At 74.6% G+C, this 20,392-nt stretch carries 17 protein-coding genes; 16 read left to right on the top strand and 1 reads right to left on the bottom strand.

Annotation, left to right across the window (positions count from 1 at the left end; all coding sequences use genetic code 11):
- The first annotated feature begins 157 nt into the window (after nt 1-157).
- The 3 genes from ACN260_RS18680 (at nt 158) to ACN260_RS18670 (ending at nt 2,464) form a co-directional block, all read left to right on the top strand.
- Nucleotides 158-481, top strand: coding sequence for an NAD-dependent epimerase/dehydratase family protein (locus ACN260_RS18680; protein WP_422752323.1), 324 nt, complete (start codon nt 158-160; stop codon nt 479-481).
- Nucleotides 482-572: 91 nt separating this feature from the next.
- Entirely contained in the window at nt 573-1,178 is a 606-nt protein-coding gene (locus ACN260_RS18675) for an ArsR/SmtB family transcription factor (protein WP_422752322.1), read from the top strand.
- Complete coding sequence (locus tag ACN260_RS18670) at nt 1,175-2,464, top strand: MFS transporter (RefSeq protein ID WP_422752321.1); 1,290 nt, start codon at nt 1,175-1,177, stop codon at nt 2,462-2,464. The genes ACN260_RS18675 and ACN260_RS18670 overlap by 4 nt, the downstream gene beginning before the upstream one ends.
- Here ACN260_RS18670 and ACN260_RS18665 read toward each other — a convergent pair.
- A complete protein-coding gene (locus ACN260_RS18665; protein ID WP_422752320.1) occupies nt 2,435-3,178 on the bottom strand; it encodes a GNAT family N-acetyltransferase in 744 nt (247 codons plus the stop codon). The genes ACN260_RS18670 and ACN260_RS18665 overlap by 30 nt on opposite strands.
- Nucleotides 3,179-3,307: 129 nt before the next feature.
- Between ACN260_RS18665 and ACN260_RS18660 the strand changes: the two genes are divergently transcribed.
- The 13 genes from ACN260_RS18660 to ACN260_RS18600 all read left to right on the top strand — a co-directional run bounded on the left by ACN260_RS18660 (nt 3,308) and on the right by ACN260_RS18600 (nt 20,343).
- Entirely contained in the window at nt 3,308-3,520 is a 213-nt protein-coding gene (locus ACN260_RS18660) for a hypothetical protein (protein WP_067307861.1), read from the top strand.
- Nucleotides 3,521-3,595: 75 nt separating this feature from the next.
- The gene (locus tag ACN260_RS18655) at nt 3,596-5,095 is read left to right on the top strand and encodes a replication-associated recombination protein A (protein ID WP_422752319.1); all 1,500 of its coding nucleotides are present in this window, start codon (nt 3,596-3,598) and stop codon (nt 5,093-5,095) included.
- A 3,185-nt stretch (nt 5,096-8,280) separates the two neighbouring features.
- Nucleotides 8,281-8,880, top strand: a complete 600-nt coding sequence (locus ACN260_RS18650) for a hypothetical protein (protein ID WP_422756752.1) — start codon at nt 8,281-8,283, stop codon at nt 8,878-8,880.
- Between the two features lie 148 nt (nt 8,881-9,028).
- Nucleotides 9,029-9,490: a DUF948 domain-containing protein gene (locus tag ACN260_RS18645; RefSeq protein ID WP_088647310.1), complete on the top strand. Its 462-nt coding sequence runs from the start codon at nt 9,029-9,031 to the stop codon at nt 9,488-9,490.
- Nucleotides 9,491-9,523: 33 nt separating this feature from the next.
- Nucleotides 9,524-9,829 carry a hypothetical protein gene (locus ACN260_RS18640; RefSeq protein WP_067312326.1) on the top strand — a complete coding sequence of 102 codons (306 nt, stop codon included), beginning with the start codon at nt 9,524-9,526 and terminating at the stop codon, nt 9,827-9,829.
- Nucleotides 9,826-12,504 (top strand): alanine--tRNA ligase, encoded by a 2,679-nt coding sequence (gene alaS, locus ACN260_RS18635; RefSeq protein ID WP_422752318.1) that lies wholly within the window; start codon nt 9,826-9,828, stop codon nt 12,502-12,504. The genes ACN260_RS18640 and alaS overlap by 4 nt, the downstream gene beginning before the upstream one ends.
- A gap of 72 nt (nt 12,505-12,576) precedes the next feature.
- Nucleotides 12,577-13,038, top strand: coding sequence for a Holliday junction resolvase RuvX (gene ruvX, locus ACN260_RS18630; protein ID WP_422752317.1), 462 nt, complete (start codon nt 12,577-12,579; stop codon nt 13,036-13,038).
- The gene (mltG, locus tag ACN260_RS18625) at nt 13,035-14,270 is read left to right on the top strand and encodes an endolytic transglycosylase MltG (protein WP_422752316.1); all 1,236 of its coding nucleotides are present in this window, start codon (nt 13,035-13,037) and stop codon (nt 14,268-14,270) included. Before ruvX ends, mltG begins: the two co-directional genes overlap by 4 nt.
- A complete protein-coding gene (locus ACN260_RS18620) occupies nt 14,267-15,076 on the top strand; it encodes a shikimate dehydrogenase (RefSeq protein WP_422752315.1) in 810 nt (269 codons plus the stop codon). The genes mltG and ACN260_RS18620 overlap by 4 nt, the downstream gene beginning before the upstream one ends.
- 323 nt (nt 15,077-15,399) lie before the next feature.
- Nucleotides 15,400-16,800, top strand: coding sequence for a family 16 glycosylhydrolase (locus tag ACN260_RS18615; RefSeq protein ID WP_422752314.1), 1,401 nt, complete (start codon nt 15,400-15,402; stop codon nt 16,798-16,800).
- Between the two features lie 115 nt (nt 16,801-16,915).
- The gene (locus tag ACN260_RS18610; protein ID WP_422752313.1) at nt 16,916-18,151 is read left to right on the top strand and encodes a hypothetical protein; all 1,236 of its coding nucleotides are present in this window, start codon (nt 16,916-16,918) and stop codon (nt 18,149-18,151) included.
- A 318-nt stretch (nt 18,152-18,469) separates the two neighbouring features.
- Nucleotides 18,470-19,309 (top strand): hypothetical protein, encoded by an 840-nt coding sequence (locus ACN260_RS18605; protein ID WP_422752312.1) that lies wholly within the window; start codon nt 18,470-18,472, stop codon nt 19,307-19,309.
- An 89-nt stretch (nt 19,310-19,398) separates the two neighbouring features.
- The gene (locus tag ACN260_RS18600) at nt 19,399-20,343 is read left to right on the top strand and encodes a glycosyltransferase (protein ID WP_422752311.1); all 945 of its coding nucleotides are present in this window, start codon (nt 19,399-19,401) and stop codon (nt 20,341-20,343) included.
- The last annotated feature ends 49 nt before the right edge of the window (nt 20,344-20,392 follow it).

Raw genomic sequence — 20,392 nt, 5'->3', positions numbered from 1 at the left:
CGTTGATCAAGAGGTTTGCGTCATCATCGCTCGCCGAGGTGACGCAAACCTCTTGATCGTGACGGGAGAGTGGTGGGATGCGGATGCTGGTGGTGGGCGGGAGCGGGTTTCTCGGGGTGAGGTGTGCCGGCGGGGGGTCGCTGCCGGGTGGTCGGTGGTGGGGACCAGCCACCGCGGCGGGATCGCCGTGCCGGGCGTCGGGACACGGCGGCTGGACGTGACCGACCGGGACGCGGTGCGTCGACTGGTCGCCGAGGTGGGCCCGGACGTCGTCGTCGGGACCGCGTACCGCACCGACGACTGGACGGTCACCGCCGACGGGGCGGCGCACGTCGTGTACGCGGCGGCCGAGGTCGGGGCGCGGCTGGTGCACCCGTCGTCGGGGTTGGTCCGCCCGACACAGGTACGCCTGGACTCCTCCCGCGCGGCCGGTCTGCTCCGGACCCGACTGCGCGGCGTCGCCGAACTCCTCACCGGCTGACCCCGTCCTGCCCACCGGTCCCAGGGTGGTGCTGCACAGTTCCTGTGCACAATACCTTTGCACAGAAACTGTGCAAAGGTATTGTGCGGTCATGGCGAACGACGGACCCACCCACCGACCCGCTCCGCGCGAGGTGCGGATCGACAAGCGGCAGGTGCGGGTGCTGGCGCACCCGCTGCGGATGCGGCTGCTCGGCGCACTGCGGGTGCAGGGGCCCGCCACCGCCACCGCCCTGGCGGAACTGCTCGGCACCAACACCGGCGCCACCAGTTACCACCTGCGGCAGCTCGCCGAGGTCGGGCTGGTCACCGAGGACCCCGACCGGGGCACCGGCCGGCAGCGCTGGTGGCAGGCGGCCCATGAGATCACCAACTGGGAACCGACCGACTTCGACGACGACCCCGACGCGCGGGCCGCGATCGAGTGGATCCAGGGTGACCAGGTACGCCTGCTCGTCGAGCACGCCGAACGCTGGTTCGCCACCCAGCACCAGGCGACCCCCGCGTGGCGGGACGCGATCGGCATGAGCGACATCTTCCTGACCGTCGCACCGGACCGGCTCGAGGCGCTCACGGCCGAGGTGTGGCAGGTGCTGGAGCGGTACCGCCGCGAGGCGGAACACGCGCCCGTCGACCCGCAGGCCCGCCCGGTGCAGGTGTTCCTGGCCGCCTACCCGCTGCTGGAGGGGCCCCGATGAGCGCGCTGTCCGTACGCCAGGTCCGGTTTCGCTACCTCACCCTCTACGGCCTGCGGTGGCTGCCCACCGGCCTGACCATCCCGGTGATGATCCTGCTGATGCAGGAACGCGGCCTGACGCTGTCCCAGATCGGCCTGGTCTCCACCGCCCAGGGCCTGGTCGTGCTGGCGCTGGAACTGCCCACCGGCGGCCTGGCCGACGCGCTCGGCAGCCGGGTGGTCCTGGTCACCGCCTGGGCGGTGAGCCTGCTGTCGCTCGGGCTGTTCGCGGTGGCCGACTCGTTCGCGCTGTTCTTCCTGGTCTGGGCCCTGCAAGGGGTCTACCGGGCGCTCGACAGCGGCCCGCTCGACTCCTGGTACGTCGAGTCCACCCTGGCCGCCGACCGCGACGCCGACTACGAGCCCGGCCTCGGCTTCGCCGGCACCGTCGCGGGCGTCACCATCGCCGGGGGTGCGCTGCTCAGCGGCGGCCTCATCGCACTCGGACCGGTCGGGCCGGTGAGCGCACTGACCGTGCCGGTGCTGGTCGCCGCCGCCCTCCAGGCCGTCGCCCTGGTCGTCCTGCTGGTCCTGCTGGTCGAGACCGGCCCCGCCCGGGGTGCCGGCGCGCTGCGCGCCTCGGTCGCGGCGGCACCCCGGATGGTCGGGCAGGCCGTCGGCCTGCTGCGCCGCTCCCGGGTGCTGCTGGCGCTGGTGTCGGTGGAGCTGTTCTGGGGCTTCGGCATGGTCACCTTCGAGTCGCTGCTGCCGGTCCGGCTCGCCGACGTGGTCGGCGACCCCGAGCGGGCGGCGGCGCTGCTCGGCCCGGCGAACTCGGCGGCCTGGCTGGTCTCGGCTGCCGGCGCGGCGGCCACGCCGTTGCTGCTGCGCTGGCTCGGCGCCGCCCCCGCCGCCGGGCTGCTGCGGATCCTGCAGGGCGGCACCGTGCTCGGCATGGGGCTGCTCGCCGGGCCCGCCGGGGTGCTGGTCGCCTACCTGGCCTGCTACGCCGTGCACGGCGCGTCCAACCCATTGCACCTGGGGCTGCTGCACCGGCAGGTCGACGGACCCTACCGGACCAGCGTCATCTCGCTGAACTCGATGATGGGGCAACCGGGGTTCGCCCTCGGCGCGGTGCTGCTCACCGCCCTGGCCGACCGCTCCGGGGTCGGCACGGCGATGGTGGTCGGCGCGGTCGCCCTGGCGGTGGCCGCCCCGCTCTACCTGCCCGCCTGGTGGGCCGGCCGCCGGGCCGTCCAGCCGGCCGGTTCGGCGGCCTCAGCCGAGCCACACCGAGCTGCGCCGTAGTGTGCCGGTGAAGCCGAGCCGACGGTAGAGCCGCAGCGCGGCCAGGTTGTCGGCGTAGACGCCGAGCGCGACGTGGTCGTACCGGGCGAACAGGGCCCGGGTCATCCCGGCGGTCAGCGCCGCACCCAGCCCCCGTCCCCGCCGGTCGCGGGCCACGGTGAGCCCGGCGAGGAAGCCGACGTCGCCGCGACTGCGGTCCGCACCGCAGGCGACCAGGCGGCCGGCGTCCCAGATGCCGTACCAGCCGGTGACCGTCGGGTCCTGCGGGCGCGACGAGGAGGTGGGGAAGGCGTCGTCGATCAGCGCCGCCAGCGCCGGGTGGTCCGCCGGACCGAGGCGGACCACCCGCTCCTGCCCGGGCTGCCGGGGTGGGACGGCGGTGGTCCAGAGGAAATCCCAGTCGTCGACCCGGGTCGCCGCGAACCGGTCGACCAGCAGTTCCCGGTCGGCCCGGGGCAGCTGCAGGTACTGCCCCGGACGGACGGCCCCGTCGGCGACCAGCGCCGCGACCAGCTCCACCGCCGCGTCGACCGGTCCCACCACGCCGCCGGCCCGGTCGTTGCCCGCCGTCGGGAGCAGCCAGGCCACCGCGCCGTCGCGGGCCCAGGCGCGGGGCGCGTCGTCGAGCCGCAGCGCGTGGCGGACGAACGGGTGGTGGTCGGTGGCGGCGAGGACGGCCGCCCGGCCGGTGAGTTCCCGGTCGGTGTCGATCATGCAAGCAGCCTAGAACCCGGCCGGGCGGGACGCCCCGGCGACGCCGATCTCCACGATGGAGATTGACGAGTCGACCGTTTGGGTACATCCGGGCCGACCTACTGGGACCCCCTACCGGAGGACATAACCATGCTCGCGATCCTCGCGGCCGTCGTGTTCGGCTTCGCGCTCCTGCTGGACCTGCTCAACACCAACTTCGGCGCCCCCGACCTGTTCAACTGGAACACCCTGGTCCTGATCGGCCTGCTGCTGCTCTCGCTCTACCTGGCCGGCGTCGGCAGCGGCCCGCGCGGCGGTGGCGGCGGCCGGTGGTACCGGGGCCGTCGGCCGGGCCGCGGCTGACCGCAACGGATCAGAACGGGCGCGGCCCACGGCGCGATTCCGGCGTCGTGGGCCGCGCCCGGTACTGTCTTCCTGATGGATTCCGACGCCCTCTTCTCCCTCGGTGCACCCGCCGCGGCGCCCAGCGCCCCCGCGGGTTCCGTCGGCGTCGACGACTTCGCCTCCGTCGGACAGGACGCCCCGCTGCCGGTGCGGATGCGACCGGCGAGCATCGACGAGTTGGTCGGCCAGGAACACCTCCTCGCCCCCGGGGCGCCGCTGCGGCAGCTCGTCGGCGGTGGCGCGGCGCTGTCGGTCATCCTCTGGGGCCCGCCGGGCAGCGGCAAGACCACCATCGCCCACCTGGTGGCCCGGGCCACCGACCGCCGGTTCGTGGCCATGTCGGCGCTGACCGCCGGGGTCAAGGACGTGCGGGCCGTCATCGAGACCGCCCGCCGCCAGCGCCGCTCCGGTGGCCCGCAGACCGTGCTCTTCATCGACGAGGTGCACCGGTTCAGCAAGACCCAGCAGGATTCGCTGCTCGCCGCCGTCGAGGACCGCACGGTCACCCTGCTCGCGGCGACCACCGAGAACCCGTACTTCTCCGTCATCTCGCCGCTGCTGTCCCGGTGCGTGCTGCTCACCCTCCAGCCGCTCGACGACGACGCCGTGCGCGCGCTGCTGCGCCGCGCCGTGACCGACCCGCGCGGCCTCGCCGGCACGCTCACCCTGGCCACCGACGCCGAGGACCACCTGGTGCGCCTGGCCGGCGGTGACGTCCGCAAGGCGCTGACCGCGCTGGAGGCGGCGGCGGCCTCGGCGACCGCGCTCGGCGTCGACCGGATCGACCTGGCCACCACCGAGCAGGCGGTGGACGTCGCGGCCGTGCGCTACGACCGTGACGGCGACGCGCACTACGACGTGACCAGCGCCTTCATCAAGAGCATGCGCGGCTCGGACGTCGACGCCGCGCTGCACTGGCTGGCCCGGATGCTGGTCGCCGGGGAGGACGCCCGGTTCGTCGCCCGCCGTATGGTCATCTTCGCCAGCGAGGACGTCGGCATGGCCGACCCGTCGGCGCTGAGCGTGGCGACCGCCGCCGCGCACGCGGTGGAGTACGTCGGCCTGCCCGAGGCCCAGCTCAACCTGGCCCAGGCGGTGATCCACCTGGCGACCGCGCCGAAGTCCAACTCGGCGACCACCGCCCTCGGTGCGGCGATGGCCGACGTACGGGCCGGCCGGGGCGGCGCGGTGCCGCGCGGGCTGCGCGACGCGCACTACGCCGGTGCCCGAGGGCTCGGGCACGGCACGGGTTACCGCTACCCGCACGACGACCAGCGCGGGGTGGTCACCCAGCAGTACGCTCCCGACGACCTCGTCGGGACCGACTACTACCGGCCCAGCGGGCACGGGGCCGAGCGGTCGGTGGCCGCCCGGCTGCCCCTGCTGCGCCGGATCGTCCGGGGGCTGTCCGCCCCGGCGACGCGCCCCGACGGTCCGGTGCCGGTGGTCAACGGCCGGCAGCCGTCGGGCACGGGGCACGCCGGTGGGGCGGACGAGGACGGCGGCGACGCCGCCGGGGAGGTTCGGCAGTGACATCGCGAGGTGGGGAGCAACCGCAGGACGGTCCCGACGAGCGGCGTGAACCTCGCGCCAAGGGACGTCGGTGGGGTCGTGGGCGGGGCGGCGACGAGACCCCGCCCGAGCCGGTCGGCGAGGATTTCGGCTGGATCGACGACCTGCGTACGGCGAAACAGCAGCGCACCGAGCTCGGGCCGGACGGCGGCCCGGTTCCGCCCGTGCGCCCCCCGGCCGCGCCACCGGTCGGCCGGGAACCGTCCGCGCCGCAGTCCGGGCCGGTCGCACCGCGCGTAGGTCAGCCGGTGCTCCGACCCGACCCGGCCGCTCCCCGCCCACCGCAGCACGATCCCCGACCGCACCCGACGCCTGCCGGGGCAGGGCCGGAGCCGGCACCGCCGGGTGCCCGGCCGCAGCCCGGGCCCCCGGCCGCACCGTTTACCGGCCAACCGGGCCCGCGCCGGGAGCCGACGGCCCCCGGTGTCGCCCGCCCGCCGCAGCCCGGCGGCCCGGCCGAGCCGCCACCGGCCGGGATGACCCGACCCGGTCCGGTGCCGGCCGGTGACGATCCGGCCCGGCCGGCACGGCCGGTCGCCCACTCCGCCGGGCCGCCGCCGCACCCTGCCGGCCCGGCTGCCCCGCCGGTGCGTGGGCCGGGCTGGCCCGCGACCCCGGAGCAGCGTCAACGTCCGGGTGCGGGGCCGTGGCCTGACCCGGCGCCGCCCGGCCGGCCGGGCCCGCAGCGGCCCGATGAGACGTCCCGTCCCGACCCCGCCACCGGTGGCACCGGCCCGGCCCGGGTCGCCGTCCCGGCACCCGGCCGCGCGTCGGTCCCCGGCGCGGGGCCCGGCCGGGCGGGGTCGCCGGTCGGTCAGGCACCCCCCGCAGGTCAGTCACCGCCGCCGGTTCAGGGTCCTCCGGTCGGCCGGGCCGGGCCCGGTGGTACGGCCCCCGGTGGCCCGGCAGCCGGACCACCGGCCGGCCGGGCGGTTGCGGAGGACCGGCCGGGCGTCGCGACCCCCGCTGAGCCGTCCCTGCGTAGCCGTCGGACGGTGCCGGACGACCGGCCGAGAGGCCGCCGGGCGGTACCGGTCGAGCCGGCCCGGCCCGGCCCGGGTGCCGCCCCCGTCGGCGTCGACCCGGGCGGTGCCCCGAGCGTCGGGGCTGCTGGCCCGGCCGGAACCGGACTGCTTCCGGATCCGTCGGCCGGTGGCCCACGGGCCGCCGCCGTGGCACCGGTGGGCCCGCGTCCCGAGGCGACCACACCCGGTGCACCGGGCCGGCCCGCCGACGCGGCGACCGGCGCGGGCCGGGAGCCGGCGGACCGGCCGGCCGCCGAGCGGGGTGGCCGCCGTCGCGCGGCCGAGCCGGAGCAGCCACTGGTGCCGCTGAGCGGTAACGCGCCGCCGCTGCCCGAGGCCGCGCCTCGTGCACCGGCCGCCCCCTCCGTTCCGGGTCGGCCCGGCCCGGTCGCCCGCGATGACAACGGCCGCCGCCGCCCACCCACCGAGGTCGCCGCACCGCCCGGCCTGCGGGCCCGCCCCGACGACGAGCCCGCCGTCCACCGCCCCGAGCCGGGCGACGCACCCGTGGGTCGTCGGGCCCGCCGCGACGACGAGGAGCCGTCGGGCGGATGGCGGCACCCGGTCGGCACCGAGGCCCCCGGTTCCCGGGCCCGTCCGGACGCCGACGAGGCACCGGGCCGGCGGAGCCGGTCCGACGAGGGCGGGACGGCCGGCCAGCCGACGGTCGCCCCGGCGCCGGGGGACCGGCCCCGGGGCGACCGCCCGGAGCGTCCGGCCGACTGGCTGCGCCAGGCCGGGCGCACCTCACACACCGACCCCGCCCTGCGGGTGCTGAACCGCTCGACCCCGCCGCCCGGCCGGTCGGACCCGTCGGCAGCGGCCGCCCCGGTCGCCCCGACCCGTCGCGGTGGCCCGGAGACGGCCGGCGGCCCGGTCGGGCCGTCCTGGCCCGACCAGCCCGGCCCGACCCGGGCACCCGACCAGCCCGGCCCGACCCGGGCGACGGCCCGGCCGAACCCGCCCGAGGGGGCTCCCGGCCGGCCGGCCGGCCCCGGGGCACAGGGGCCCGACCGTCCCGCCCGGGGCACCCACGCCGGTCCCGGTCCGTCACCGGAGCCGACCCGGGGCCCGCGTCCCGGTGCCGCCGGGGCGGTCCCCGATCCCCGGGCCGGTGGCCCGGCTCCGGTGCCCGGCAGCGCGCCGGTGCCGGGTGGCCCGCGCGCCCAGGGCCCCGGCGGTCCTGACGGTCCCGGCTTCCCCGGGGTCCGGGGCACCCCGCCCGGTGGGCCCCGGACCGGTGCCACTGCGGCTGTCCCGGTGCCCGGCGTCACGCCGGTCGCCGACGGCCCGCGTGCGGCGGCGTCCCCACCGGCGGCACGTCCGGCCGGTGCCACCGGTCCGGACACGACCGCCACGGCACCCACCTCCGGCGCTCCCCGGGTCGGTGTGCCGGTTCCGAACGCCCCTCGCCCGGCCGGGTCCCCCGGTGGCGGCCCCCGCCCCGATGTCCCGGGTCCGGGCGGTCCGCGGCTCGGCGAACCCGATCCGCGGGCCCCGCGCCCCGGCGCACCGGCGCGTGGCACCGCCCGCCCGGACGGTCCGGCCACCGGCACTGCGCGGCCGGCCGCCGGGGTGGCGCGTCCGGACGGTCCGGCCGCCGGCACCGCGCGCCCGGCCACCGGTGTGGCGCGTCCGGACGGTCCGGCCGCCGGCACCGCGCGGGTGGGCGGCCCCGCCACCGGCACCGCGCGTCCACCCGCACCCGCCGACGACCCACGTCGTGCGGCGGGGCCGGAGGGGAACCGACGGCCCGGACCTGCTGCCGATGCCGCCCCCCGGCCCGCCGGTGCGGGTGGGGTCGCCGCGACGGCGGCGGTGGCCCGGGCCACCGCGCCGGGCGTACGACCGGAGGAATCCGCCGGTCGGGCGGCTCCGCCGGTGCGTCCCGCCGACCGGGTGGAGGCGACGGGTTCCGCCGCCGTGCCACCCGCCGCCGGCCGGGTCGACCGACCGGGCGTGGCCCGGGTGGCCGCCCCGGAGGAGGTCCGGTCCGATGCCGACGGTCCGGCCGGCGGGCCGTTGCGCCCGGCCACCGGGGGGGAGGCGTCCGGCGTCGACTCCGACGCACCCGCCGGCACCGGGCCGCGACGCCGGTCGGGGGAGCGGCGTCGGCTGCGGCTGGGAGTCCTGGTACTGGTCAGCGTGGTGCTCCTCGGCGCGCTCCCGCTCTATTTCGGGATGCGGACGTTGAGCCGGGATCCGGTCTTCGACACCCTCGACGAGTTGGGTGTGCCCGGCTGGGCGACGGCCAAGACGGTGGACAACGTCAGTGGCAGCCGCTGGTGTCTGCAGGACTGCCGGCTGCGGGAGCGCACCGTGGAGTCCGACCGGGCACCGGAGGAGACCGCCCGGGTCTACGAGCAGGCCCTGCGGACGGGGGGTTGGCGGCGGTGGGAGGTCACCCGCTGCCCGGAGCAGCCGGCCAAGGGCAGCTACACCTGCTGGCGGCGCGACGAGTTGACCCTCGACCTGTGGGTGCGGGAGCCGACCTGCGCGGCACCGCAGGCGAGTGGTGACCCGGCGGTGCCGCCGGCCACCCCGGTCCCACCCGCGGCGGGGGAGTGCACCGGCTCGTTGGTCTCGGTCAAGGTCCGTAACGCGATCGACGACGAGCGGACCCGGCCACAGCCGAGCACCGACCCGTCACTGACCGGTGAGGACCCGTTCCCGACGATCACCGACGATCCGCTCGGCGATCTGACACGCTCACCATCCTGAGCCGGCTTCCATCACGGACGGTAGGGTCTGGGGCTGGCAGGCCCGCCTGCTCCCGATGACCCCGTGCGGGGTCACGCCGCGACGGCGGGGATCCGGGTCGCGTGTTCCGGGGCGTCGGGCCCCGGAACCCTGCTTGAGGAGGACTTGCGTGGATGGTGGACAGATCGCTGCGCTGATCGCGGCCGGCGCGTTCCTGATGCTGGTGCTCGTGCTGGCGGTGCCGATCCTGCGGCTGCGGCACACCGTGGACGCGACGACCCGGATGATCAACGACCTCAACGAGCAGACCGCCCCGCTGCTGGGGGACGTGAACACCACGGTGAAGAACGTCAACGTCGCCCTGGAGCAGGTGCAGACCTCCCTCGACGGGGTGAACCTCCAGCTCGCCAAGGTCGACACGATGACCAGCCACGCGCAGAACGTCACCGCCAACGTGGCGAACCTGGCCACCGTCGTCTCGGCCGCCGCGGCGAACCCGCTGGTGAAGGTGGCGGCCTTCGGGTACGGCGTGCGCCGGGCCGCGTCGGCGCGGCGGACCGCGGAGACCGAGCGTGAGGTGCGCGACACCATCAAGCAGCAGCGTCGGGCCGCCCGGCGCGGCAACCGCTGACCCCGGGCCGGCGGCGCACAGGAGGATAGGGACATGAGGCGACTTTTCTGGCTCGGTATCGGGCTGGCCGTGGGCGTGGTGGTGGTCCGCAAGGCCACCCGGACGGCCCAGGCGTACACCCCGGCGGGCATCGCCAGTGGGCTGTCCGAATCCGCTGGCGGTCTGGTCGAGTCGCTGCGTAGCTTCGTGGAGGACGTACGGATCGGGATGGCCGAGCGCGAGCAGGAGATCCACGAGGCGTTCGCCCGCGGTGAGGCGTTCGACGACCAGTTCGCCGAGCTGCGGGAGGACCCGCGTATCGGTGACCGAGAGATCTTTCCGGAGGAACCCCAGCGATGAAGACGGCGGAGATCAAGCGGCGGTACCTCGCCCACTTCGAGGCGAACGGGCACACCGTGGTGCCGTCCGCTCCGCTGCCCGCCATCAGCGATCCGAACCTGTTGTTCGTCAACGCCGGCATGGTGCAGTTCGTCCCGTACTTCCTGGGGCAGCAGACCCCGGCGTACCGGCGGGCGGTGAGCGTGCAGAAGTGCCTGCGCACGCCGGACATCGACGAGGTCGGCAAGACCAGCCGGCACGGCACGTTCTTCCAGATGAACGGCAACTTCTCCTTCGGTGACTACTTCAAGGCCGGGGCGATCCCGCTGGCCTGGGACCTGGTCACCAAGCCGGTCGCCGAGGGCGGTTACGGGCTGGACGGCGAGCGGGTCTGGCCGACGGTCTACCTCGACGACGACGAGGCGTTCGAGATCTGGCGGTCGGTGGGGGTGCCGGCCGAGCGGATCGTGCGCCGGGGCAAGGCGGACAACTTCTGGTCGATGGGCATTCCCGGCCCGTGCGGCCCGTGCTCCGAGCTGTTCTACGACCGGGGTCCGGAGTACGGCCGCGAGGGCGGCCCGGCGGTCGACGAGGACCGCTACATGGAGTTCTGGAACCTGGTCTTCATGCAGTACGAGCGGGGTCCGGGCAGCGGGAAGGAGGACTTCCCGATCCTGGGTGACCTGCCGGCGCAGAACATCGACACCGGCATGGGCCTGGAGCGGATGGCCTCGATCCTGCAGGGCGTCGACAACCTGTACGAGATCGACGAGGTGCGGCCGATCCTGGACCGGGCGGCGGAGCTGACCGGCAAGCGGTACGGCGCGCACTCCGGGCACGTGGCCAGCGAGTCGCACCCGGACGACGTGCGACTGCGGGTGGTCGCCGACCACGTGCGGACGGCCCTGATGCTGATCGGCGACGGGGTGACCCCGAGCAACGAGGGGCGCGGCTACGTGCTGCGCCGGATCATGCGGCGGGCGATCCGGGCGGTGCGGCTGCTGGGCTGGCAGGAGCGGGCGTTGCCGGAGTTGCTGCCGGTGGCCCGGGACTGCATGTCCCCGTCGTACCCGGAGCTGGCGGAGGAGTTCGACCGGATCTCCCAGTACGCGTACGCCGAGGAGGACGCGTTCCTGTCGACGCTGCGGGCGGGCACGACGATCCTGGACACGGCGATCGCGGAGACCCGGTCGGCGGGGAAGCCGGCGCTGTCGGGGGAGAAGGCGTTCCAGCTGCACGACACGTACGGCTTCCCGATCGACCTGACCCTGGAGATCGCCGCCGAGCAGGGCCTGCAGGTCGACGCGGAGGGCTTCCGGCGGCTGATGGCCGACCAGCGCAGCCGGGCGAAGGCCGACGCGCAGGCCCGCAAGACCGGGCACACCGACGTGTCGGCGTACCGGTCGGTGCGCGACGACGGCGGTGAGGTGGAGTTCACCGGCTACACCGAGTTGCAGCGGGAGTCCCGGGTCCGGGCGCTGCTGCGCGGTGGCGCGACGGTGGGCGCGGCGGTCGAGGGGGAGACGGTCGAGCTGGTGCTCGACACCACCCCGTTCTATGCCGAGGGCGGCGGTCAGCAGCCCGACCAGGGGCTGATCACGGTCGGCGCCGGCCAGGTCGAGGTCTTCGACGTGCAGCAGCCGGTGCCGGGGTTGATCGTGCACCGGGCGAAGGTGGTCCGGGGTGAGGTGCGGGCCGGTGAGACCGGTTACGCCGAGATCGACGTGACCCGCCGCCGGGCGATCTCCCGGTCGCACACGGCGACCCACCTGGTGCACCAGACGATGCGTAACTTCCTCGGGGAGTCGGCGACCCAGGCGGGTTCGTTGAACGCGCCGGGCCGGCTGCGGTTCGACTTCAACACCCCGACCGGCGTGTCGCCCAGCGTGCTGCACGACGTGGAGCAGCAGGTCAACGAGGTGCTGTTGGCCGACCTTGAGGTCAACGCCTTCATCACCACCCAGCAGGAGGCGCGGCGGATCGGCGCGATGGCGCTGTTCGGCGAGAAGTACGGCGAGCGGGTCCGGGTCGTCGAGGTCGGCGACTACGCCCGGGAGCTGTGCGGCGGCACCCACGTGGCCCGGTCGGCCCAGCTCGGCCTGGTGAAGATCCTCTCCGAGGCGTCGGTCGGTTCCGGGGTCCGCCGGATCGAGGCGCTGGTCGGGATGGACGCGTTCGGTTTCCTGGCCCGTGAGCATCTGCTGGTGTCCCGGCTGGCGGAGCTGTTCCGGGTGCCCGGCGAGCAGGTCGCCGACCGGGTGGAGCAGACCGTCACCCAGCTGCGGGACGCCGAGAAGGAACTGGAGAAGCTCCGCGCCCAGCTGGTGCTGGGTGGGGCGGCGGCGCTGGCCGGGCAGGCGAAGGACGTCCGGGGGGTGGCGTACGTCGGCACCGAGGCGCCGGAGGGCGCGGCCGGCAACGACGTGCGGACCCTGGCCCAGGAGATTCGCGGCAAGATCGATCCGGCGCGCCCGGCCGTGGTGGCGGTGGCGGCCCGCTCGAACGGCAAGGCATCCCTGGTGGTGGCCGTGAACACGGCGGCCCGTGGGCGTGGTCTGGCGGCGAACGACCTGGTCAAGGCAGCCTTCTCCGGGCGTGGCGGGGGTAGCCCGGACGTGGCGCAGGGCGGTGGCCTGCCCGCCGCCGAGGCGCCGAACCTGCTGCTCACGGTCGAGAAGGCGATCGCCGACGCGTGACGGAACAGCATCCGAGCCAGGGCGGACCCGAGCTGGTCCGCCCTGGCTCGTCACCGGGGAGGGTGACCATCCGTGAGTGAGTCGTCCCGTGGGGTCCGGTTGGGCGTCGACGTCGGGCAGGTCCGGGTGGGGGTGGCCCGGTCCGATCCGCACGGCATCCTGGCCACCCCGCTGGTCACCCTGGCCCGGGACCTGACCGCCGGCCCGGACGCCGTGCCCAGCGACCTTGCCCAGCTCGCGCAGCTGGTGACCGAGCACGAGGCCGTCGAGGTGGTCGTCGGTCTGCCGGTCAACCTGGCCGGTCGGCACGGCCCGGCGGCCCAGCACGTGTCGGCGTACGCGGGCCGGCTGGCGGAGGTGATCGCCCCGGTTCCGGTGACCCTCACCGACGAGAGGATGTCAACTGTCGTCGCGTCTCGTAGGCTTGCCGAGCGTGGCGTCCGGGGAAAGCGCCAACGTGCGGTGGTGGACCAGGCCGCCGCGGTCGAGATCCTGCAGAGCTGGCTGGAAGCGCAGCGGAGGCGGACGGAATGATCGACGATCTGGACCTCGGGTTCGACGAGCAGGAGAGGGGGGAGAAGGGCCGGCACCGGCGCGGCTTCGTCAACCGGCGTAACGGCACGTCGGGCAGGGGCAAGTCGGGCGGTGGGCTCGGGAAGACCATCTTCGCCCTGTTCATGGCCCTGGTGCTGCTGGGTGGCATCGGTGGTGGGGCCTTCTACGGCTTCGACCGGATCCGTAACCACTTCATCACCCCGGACTTCGACGGGCCCGGCACGGGTGAGGCACTGGTCGACGTCAAGCAGGGCGACACCGCCACCGACATCGGCAACTCCCTCTACGACGCGGGTGTGGTCAAGAGCACCAAGGCCTTCGTCGAGGCGGCCGACGACAACGCGCTGAGCAAGAACATCCAGGTCGGCCGGTACAAGGTCAGGAAGGAGATGCGCGCCACCGACGCGCTCGCCCTCCTGCTGGATCCGAAGAGCCGGGTGGTCAACGGGGTCACCATCCCCGAGGGCATGATCACGCTGGCCATCTACGACCTGCTGGCCAAGGAGACCAAGATTCCGGTCGCCGAGTTCAAGGCCGCCGCGAAGGACCCGGTCAAGTTGGGCGTGCCGGAGTTCTGGTTCAACCGCAAGGACGGCAAGAAGGGGCCGCGCAGCCTGGAGGGCTTCCTCTTCCCGGCCACCTACGAGCTGCCGCCGAAGGCGACCGCCCCGCAGATCCTGTCGCTGATGGTCGACAAGTTCCTCGACGTGACCGGGGAGATGAAGTTCGTCGAGACGGTCGAGACCGACCGGGGCATCTCGCCGTACGAGGCGTTGATCACCGCGTCGATCGCGCAGGCCGAGTCGGTGAACCACGAGGACATGCCGAAGGTGGCCCGGGTGATCTACAACCGGGTCTACACCGACCGCTACCACTGCAAGTGCCTGGAGATCGACAGCGCGATCAACTACTGGCTGCGGTTGCAGGGTAAGAACCCGAAGGATTCCGACATCCTCAAGCAGTCCGAGCTGAACGACCCGAAGAACCCGTACCGGACGCACGGTGCGGACGGGCTGACCATCACCCCGATCAGCAACCCCGGCGAGGACGCGCTCAAGGGCGCGATGAGCCCGCCCAACGGCACCTGGGTCTACTTCATGACCATCGACAAGAAGGGCACCATGGGCTACGGCACCACCGACGCCGACTTCCGCAACCTGCAACGCCAGATGTGCACCAACGGCGTGCTGAGCGGAGAGAACTGCCGGTGAGGGCGGCGGTGCTCGGCAGGCCGATCGCACACTCCCTCTCCCCGGTGATCCACAACGCGGGTTACGCCGCCGCCGGGCTCGACGGCTGGTCGTACACCCGGATCGAGTGCGGGGCGCAGGAGCTGCCGGCGCTGGTTACCGGGCTGGGCCCGGAGTGGGCCGGGCTGTCGGTGACCATGCCGGGCAAGGAGGCGGCGCTCGCGGTGGCCGCCACCGCGTCGCCGGTCGCCGCCGCCGTCGGCGCGGCCAACACGCTGGTCCGCCGGCCCGACGGCTCGTGGTACGCCGACAACACCGACGTCACCGGCATGGTGGACGTGCTGACCGGGGCCGGGGTGCGCCCCGGTGCCGCGGTGACGGTGCTCGGCGCCGGTGGCACCGCCCGCGCCGCCCTGGCCGCCGCCGCCCGGCTCGGTGCGACCACGGTGACGGTGGTGGCCCGGCGCGCGGAGGCGGTGGCGCAGCTACGGCCGGTGGCGTCGGCGGTCGGGGTGGAACTGGTCCCGGCGGCGTGGTCCGACGCCGCCGCGCACACCCGGGCCGACCTGGTCGTCTCCACCGTGCCCAGGGGGGTGGCCGACCCGGTCGCGGCCGCTGTCGACTGGGGACCGTCCACGGTGCTCTTCGACGCCCTGTACGACCCGTGGCCGACCCCGCTGGCGGCCTCGGCGCTGGCCGCCGGCCGGCGGGTGGTCTCCGGGCTGGATCTGCTGCTGGCCCAGGCCGTCGGCCAGTTCTCCCAGTTCACCGGGGTGCCGGCACCGGTCGACGCGATGCGGGCGGCGCTGGCGTCGGCCCGCCGCTGACCACCGGTGGGCGGGCCGTCACCGCATCGCCGACTTTCCGGTCAATCAGGCGTAACCTCGCCGAAGCGGCATTCGTTTGCTCGCCTGCCGAAAAGCAACCCCTGCTCCCTTATTCTTTGGTTAAGTCGTGTCGCCACTCCGATTTCCAACCTGCCACATCCGGCTGTGGTGGATACGCTGCTGCGGGTAATCGTCGCCCACCCGGGGAGTGTTCCTTGAGCCGGCACGGAATCCACCGCGCACTTCCGGCCATCAGCGGTCGACGCAAGGCGGTCGTCCTCAGTGTCCTGAGTGTCACCGCAGTCGGCGGTATCACGGCCACGATGATGCCGTTGATCGCCGCCGAGGTGCCGCCGATCACGCTGTCCGCCGTCGCGGACACCACGGTCACCCAGGTGCCGCAGGACGGCGACAACGGGGTCAAGACCACCCTGGCCAGCTGCCCGCAGCTGTGCGACGGCAACCGTAACGGCCAGCGCGACGCGGTGCTGGAGTTCCAGGTGCGGGGCCTGCCCGCCGACGCGGTCGACGTCAAGGCGACGCTGCGGGTGTACGCGTGGCAGCAGTTCTCGTCCCGGGTGCGGGCCCACGCCGCCCAGGGCACCGCCGTCGGCGCCGGCCAATGGGCCTACCGACCCGCCCTCGGCCCGGTGCTCTCGGCCGTCGACCGGGTCGCCCAGGGCTACAACGAGTGGGACGTCTCCGCCGCCGTCAAGGGCAACGGCCCGGTCACCTTCGCGTTGACCCAGGAGAACTGGAACACCCGGATCTACTGGGCCTCGCGGGAGAACACCAAGGCCGCCATCCGGCCGAGCCTGGTGCTGACCTACCAGCGCAGTGACCGGACGCCGACCCGGCCGCCGGCCACCACGGCGGCACCGACCACCGCCGCCCCGTCGCCGACGCGTACGTCGCCGCCGCCGTCGCCGAAGCCGACGCGGACGGTCAGCCCGCCCGCACCGACCACGGCCACCCCGCGCCCGACGCCGACCGTGCGCCCCGGCACCGACGTGCCGGGCTGGCGGCTGGTCTGGTCCGACGAGTTCACCGGGCCGACGGTCGACCTCAAGCGGTGGAACCTGCGCGACAACGAGGGCCGCGACATCGACAAGGGCTGCAACGTCGACGACCCGGACAACACCTTCGTCGCCGACGGGGTGCTGACCCTGCGCGCCCAGCGGGAGACCGCGGTGTGCAGCTCGCAGACCCGGCAGTACACCCAGAGCTACCTGGACACCATCGGCAAGGCGTCGTTCACCTACGGCCGGTTCGAGATGCGGGCGAAGTCGCCCAACGGGCCGACCGACTCCAAGGGGCTCTGGCCGGCGTTCTGGCTGCGTCCCGACGACGGCGGCAAGGGCGAGATCGACGTGGTGGAGCTGCCCGGCGGGGCGTCCCTGCACGGGGCTGCCACCCAGGCGATCTTCTACGACTACACGCCGGTCAAGCAGGACCAGCGGTGGGACTTCCCGACCGGCTACCCGGGTGACGGCTTCCACACGTACACCACGGAGTGGGAGCCGGGGGTGATCCGCTGGTACATCGACGGCCGCCAGGTCTGGCAGCGGGACCGCAGCACCACCCCGTGGTTCGACGAGGCGTTCAACAAGCCGTTCAACCTGCGGCTGAACTTCCAGGTGGGCGGCTGGCTGGGTGATCCCGACGCGGCCACCCGCTTCCCGGCCGACTTCCGGGTCGACTACGTCCGCGTCTGGCAGCGCTGAGCCGCCCGGCACGGGGTGCGCCGCCCGGTGGGTCACGGCCCGCCGGGCGGCGGCTTGTCCGCCGGTCCTATCGTGGCCGCGAGCGCACGGCGGTCGGGCGGGACAGGTGGAGGGCATGACGGTGGCGACGGACCCACGGACCCGGCAGGACGGCGTGGGCTGGGTGACCCGGGCCATCTTCGGTGACCCCCGGCTCTGGCTCGGCATGCCGCCCGACCCGGTGCCCGCCACCCACCGCGCGGTCGTCCGGTACGCCGTGGTGCCCTCGGTGGAGCGGGCCAGGTTCCTGCTCCCGCTGGCCTCCCGTCGGGTCGGCGCGGCGTCGACGCTGGCCTACAACGCGCTGCGCCCGCCCCGGGTGCGGGCCAACCGGTTGGCCGTCGGTGTGCTGGCCGGCCTCGGGGCGACCGGGCTGGCCCGGATGCCGGTGCTGACCGTGGCGGTGCCCGCCGACGCCGACCCGGCCGAGTTGCTGCTCGCCGGGCACCTGGGTCGGCGGGCGGGCCGAGAACTGCACGCCGCGATCGGCATCCGCCCCCCCGACCCGCACCACAAGCCGACGTTGCAGCTCTTCGACGACCGGGGCGTCGCCCGGGCGTACGCGAAGATCGGGTGGAACGACGCGACCCGGGCGATGGTGCGCGCGGAGGCCGCCGCGCTGCGGGATCTGCCCCGCGACGGCGGTGATTTCCCGGACGTGCCCCGGCTGCTGGACGAGGTGAGTTGGGGTGACCTGGCGGTGACCCTGGTCGAGCCGATGCCGGCCCGGGTGCGCCGTCTGCGCCATCCGCTGCGTCCGGAGGTGGCCGCGATGATTGCGGTTGCCCGGCGCGGTGGCCCGCCGTCGACACCGCGGCCGCTGCGCGGTTCGGCGTTCCTGGCCAACCTGACCGCGCGGGCCGCGACCGCCGGTGGTCCGGTGGTCGGGGCGCTGGCGGCCCTGGCCGCCCGCGACGGCGACCGGGCGGTGGAGTTCGGGCACTGGCACGGCGACTGGGTGCCGTGGAACCTCGGTCGGCACCGGGGTCGGTTGGTCGTCTGGGACTGGGAGAACAGCGGCGCCGACCGGCCGCTCGGCTTCGATCTCGCCCACCAGGGGTTCCAGAGCGCCCTGTCGTTGCACGGCCGGGACGTCGCGGGGGCGACCGGGGAAATGGTCGAGCTGTTGGGCCGGCACGGTGCGGCGTTCGGCCTGGACCCGGCGGGGTGTCGGTTCGTCGCCGACGCATATCTCGTCGAGTTGTGGTTGCGGACGGCGGAACTCGCCGCCGGCGGGGGTGGCTGGAGTGCGAAACTGCACCCCGCGCTGCTGCACACGCTCGCCGACCGGCTGGGCACATCCCGACGCTGACCGGCGGTTTCTCCCGGGGACTGGGACAACTGTCGGGGTCCCGACCGGAAAAACGGCGAAAAGCCCACACTGCCGTCACCGCCGCTACCGAAGCCGCCTCACGTTCCACTAGGGTGGCCCCACTCGACGACTGATGGCCGGTGACGGCGTGGTCGGTCCGGCCCGGGACGACGTGGGGACCTCGTCCGGGGCGTGGGTGTGGGGGAGGCCCGGCCGACGGCCGGCACAATCAGGGAGCACGATGGGATCGTCGCGTGTCATTCAGCCCGGGGTGGGCCATGCCCCGCTCACCGGCCGTGCGAGCGGTGGTGACCCCCGGTGACCATCGTCTACGTGCTGGCCGTGCTGGCGGTGCTGGTGCCGCTGCTGGTCGTCCCGGTGCTGGCGTCCCGCTGGATGTCGGCCGTCGCCACCGGCCGTACGGCCGAACGGTTCCGGATCGCCCTGGCCGGGCTGACCGCCGCGTTCGGTCGGATCGGCGCGGCCGTGGTGGTGCTGCTGGCCGGCTGCGCGGCGGTCGTCGCCGTGTGCTGGCCGGTCGGTGAGGCGATCTCCCGGCTCGAACCCCACGTCGACCACCCGGTCTTCGACTACGTGCACGCCCACCGGGTCGGCTTCTGGGAGGACGTCAACCTGTTCATCTCCCCGATCGGCGACCGCTACCCGCTCAAGTGGGTGACCGTGGTGGCCGCGGTCGGCTTCGCCATCGCCTGGCGTCGTCGCCGCTGGTGGATTCCGCTGGTGGCGATGCCGTTGCAGTTCGTCGTCGAGCAGTACACCCAGACGATCCTCGCGAAGGTCGTCGACCGGGGCCACCCGCCGACCGACCTGGGCACCTACCCCTCCGGCGGCTGCGCCCGGGTGCTGATGACCTTCGGCACCATCCTGGTGCTGGCCGCGCTGACCTGGCGGCTGCCGCGCCGGGTGCTGATCGGCCTGGTCACCGCCCTGGCCGTGCTGGTCTCGGTGGAGGGCTACACCCGCATCTACGCCGAGAAGCACTGGCTCACCGACGTGTTCGGCGGGTGGTTCTTCGGCACCCTGCTGACCGGCGTGATGGTGATCGCCGTCCTGGTCGCCGACGGTCGGGTCCGCCGACCCGCCGCCCCGGCGCCGACGACCACCACCGACGACGACCGGATGTTGACCGGCACCTGACCCGTACCCCCGTCCGGTGGGCGCGACCCGTCCCCGCGCCGTCCGGACCCGGCCCCCACCCCTCCTCGCACAGAAGTTGGGCCACCGACGTGACCACCCTCCTCGTCGCCTCCACCGGTGGGCACCTCGCCGAGCTGCACGACCTGCTGCCCCGGCTCGGGGTGCAGCACGACTGCGTCTGGGCGACGTTCGACTCCCCGCAGAGCCGGTCGCTGCTCGACGGGCACGAGGTCATCCACGTGCCGCCGGCGAGCACCCGCGACCCGGTGGGTGCGCTGCGCGACCTGCTGGCCGCCCGCCGGGTGCTCTGCGACGGGCGGTTCCGCCGGGTGATCAGCACCGGTGCCAGCGTCGCCATGTCGTTCTTCCTGCCCGCCGCCCGGCACGGCCTGGACTGCCACTACATCGAGAGCGCCACCCGCACCGTCGGCCCGTCGCTGACCGGCCGGCTGGTCGCCCGGGTACCCCGGACCCGGCTCTACACGCAGTACCCGGGCTGGGCGAACGGCCGGTGGCGCTACGGGGGCTCCATCTTCGACGGATACGCCCCCGCGCCCGCCGCCCCGCGGCCGGTCTCCAAGATCGTGGTGACCCTCGGCACCCAGGACCGCTTCGGCTTCCCGCGTCTGCTGCAACGCCTGGTCGACGTGGTGCCCGCCGAGGCGGAGGTGCTCTGGCAGGTCGGCTCGACCCGGATCCCCCGGATGCCGCCCGGGGCCCGCCGGCAGGTGCCGTACGCCGAGATGCAGCAGGCCATGCGGGAGGCCGACGTGATCGTCACCCACGCCGGGGTGGGGTCGGCGCTGGCCGCGATGCGCGCCGGCCACCGCGCCGTCTACGTGCCGCGCCGGGCCCGGCACGGCGAACACGTCGATGACCACCAGGTGGAGATGGCCCGGGAACTCGACCGGCGCGGACTGGTGCTGGCCCGGGAGGCCGATGCCGTCACCACCGACGACCTGACCCGGGCGGCTACCTGGACGGTGACCGCCACCGGTGCGGTCCCGGCGTTCCGGTGGGCGGAGGCGGCATGAGGCCGACCGGGGCCGGGCGGCCCGGTGGTGGGCTCCGCCGGTCGATGCG

It is taken from the genome of Micromonospora sp. WMMD708 (genome assembly GCF_049315245.1).
Taxonomy (GTDB): domain Bacteria; phylum Actinomycetota; class Actinomycetes; order Mycobacteriales; family Micromonosporaceae; genus Micromonospora; species Micromonospora wenchangensis.
This window is presented reverse-complemented; position numbering and strand designations above follow the sequence as displayed.

Excerpts from the sequence above, each read along its gene's own strand:
- ACN260_RS18675 (WP_422752322.1), top strand. The coding sequence starts at position 573 with ATGGCGAACGACGGACCCACCCACCGACCCGCTCCGCGCGAGGTGCGG.
- ACN260_RS18670 (WP_422752321.1), top strand. The coding sequence starts at position 1,175 with ATGAGCGCGCTGTCCGTACGCCAGGTCCGGTTTCGCTACCTCACCCTC.
- ACN260_RS18665 (WP_422752320.1), bottom strand. The coding sequence starts at position 3,178 with ATGATCGACACCGACCGGGAACTCACCGGCCGGGCGGCCGTCCTCGCC.
- ACN260_RS18660 (WP_067307861.1), top strand. The coding sequence starts at position 3,308 with ATGCTCGCGATCCTCGCGGCCGTCGTGTTCGGCTTCGCGCTCCTGCTG.
- ACN260_RS18655 (WP_422752319.1), top strand. The coding sequence starts at position 3,596 with ATGGATTCCGACGCCCTCTTCTCCCTCGGTGCACCCGCCGCGGCGCCC.
- ACN260_RS18640 (WP_067312326.1), top strand. The coding sequence starts at position 9,524 with ATGAGGCGACTTTTCTGGCTCGGTATCGGGCTGGCCGTGGGCGTGGTG.
- alaS (WP_422752318.1), top strand. The coding sequence starts at position 9,826 with ATGAAGACGGCGGAGATCAAGCGGCGGTACCTCGCCCACTTCGAGGCG.
- mltG (WP_422752316.1), top strand. The coding sequence starts at position 13,035 with ATGATCGACGATCTGGACCTCGGGTTCGACGAGCAGGAGAGGGGGGAG.
- ACN260_RS18615 (WP_422752314.1), top strand. The coding sequence starts at position 15,400 with ATGATGCCGTTGATCGCCGCCGAGGTGCCGCCGATCACGCTGTCCGCC.
- ACN260_RS18610 (WP_422752313.1), top strand. The coding sequence starts at position 16,916 with ATGACGGTGGCGACGGACCCACGGACCCGGCAGGACGGCGTGGGCTGG.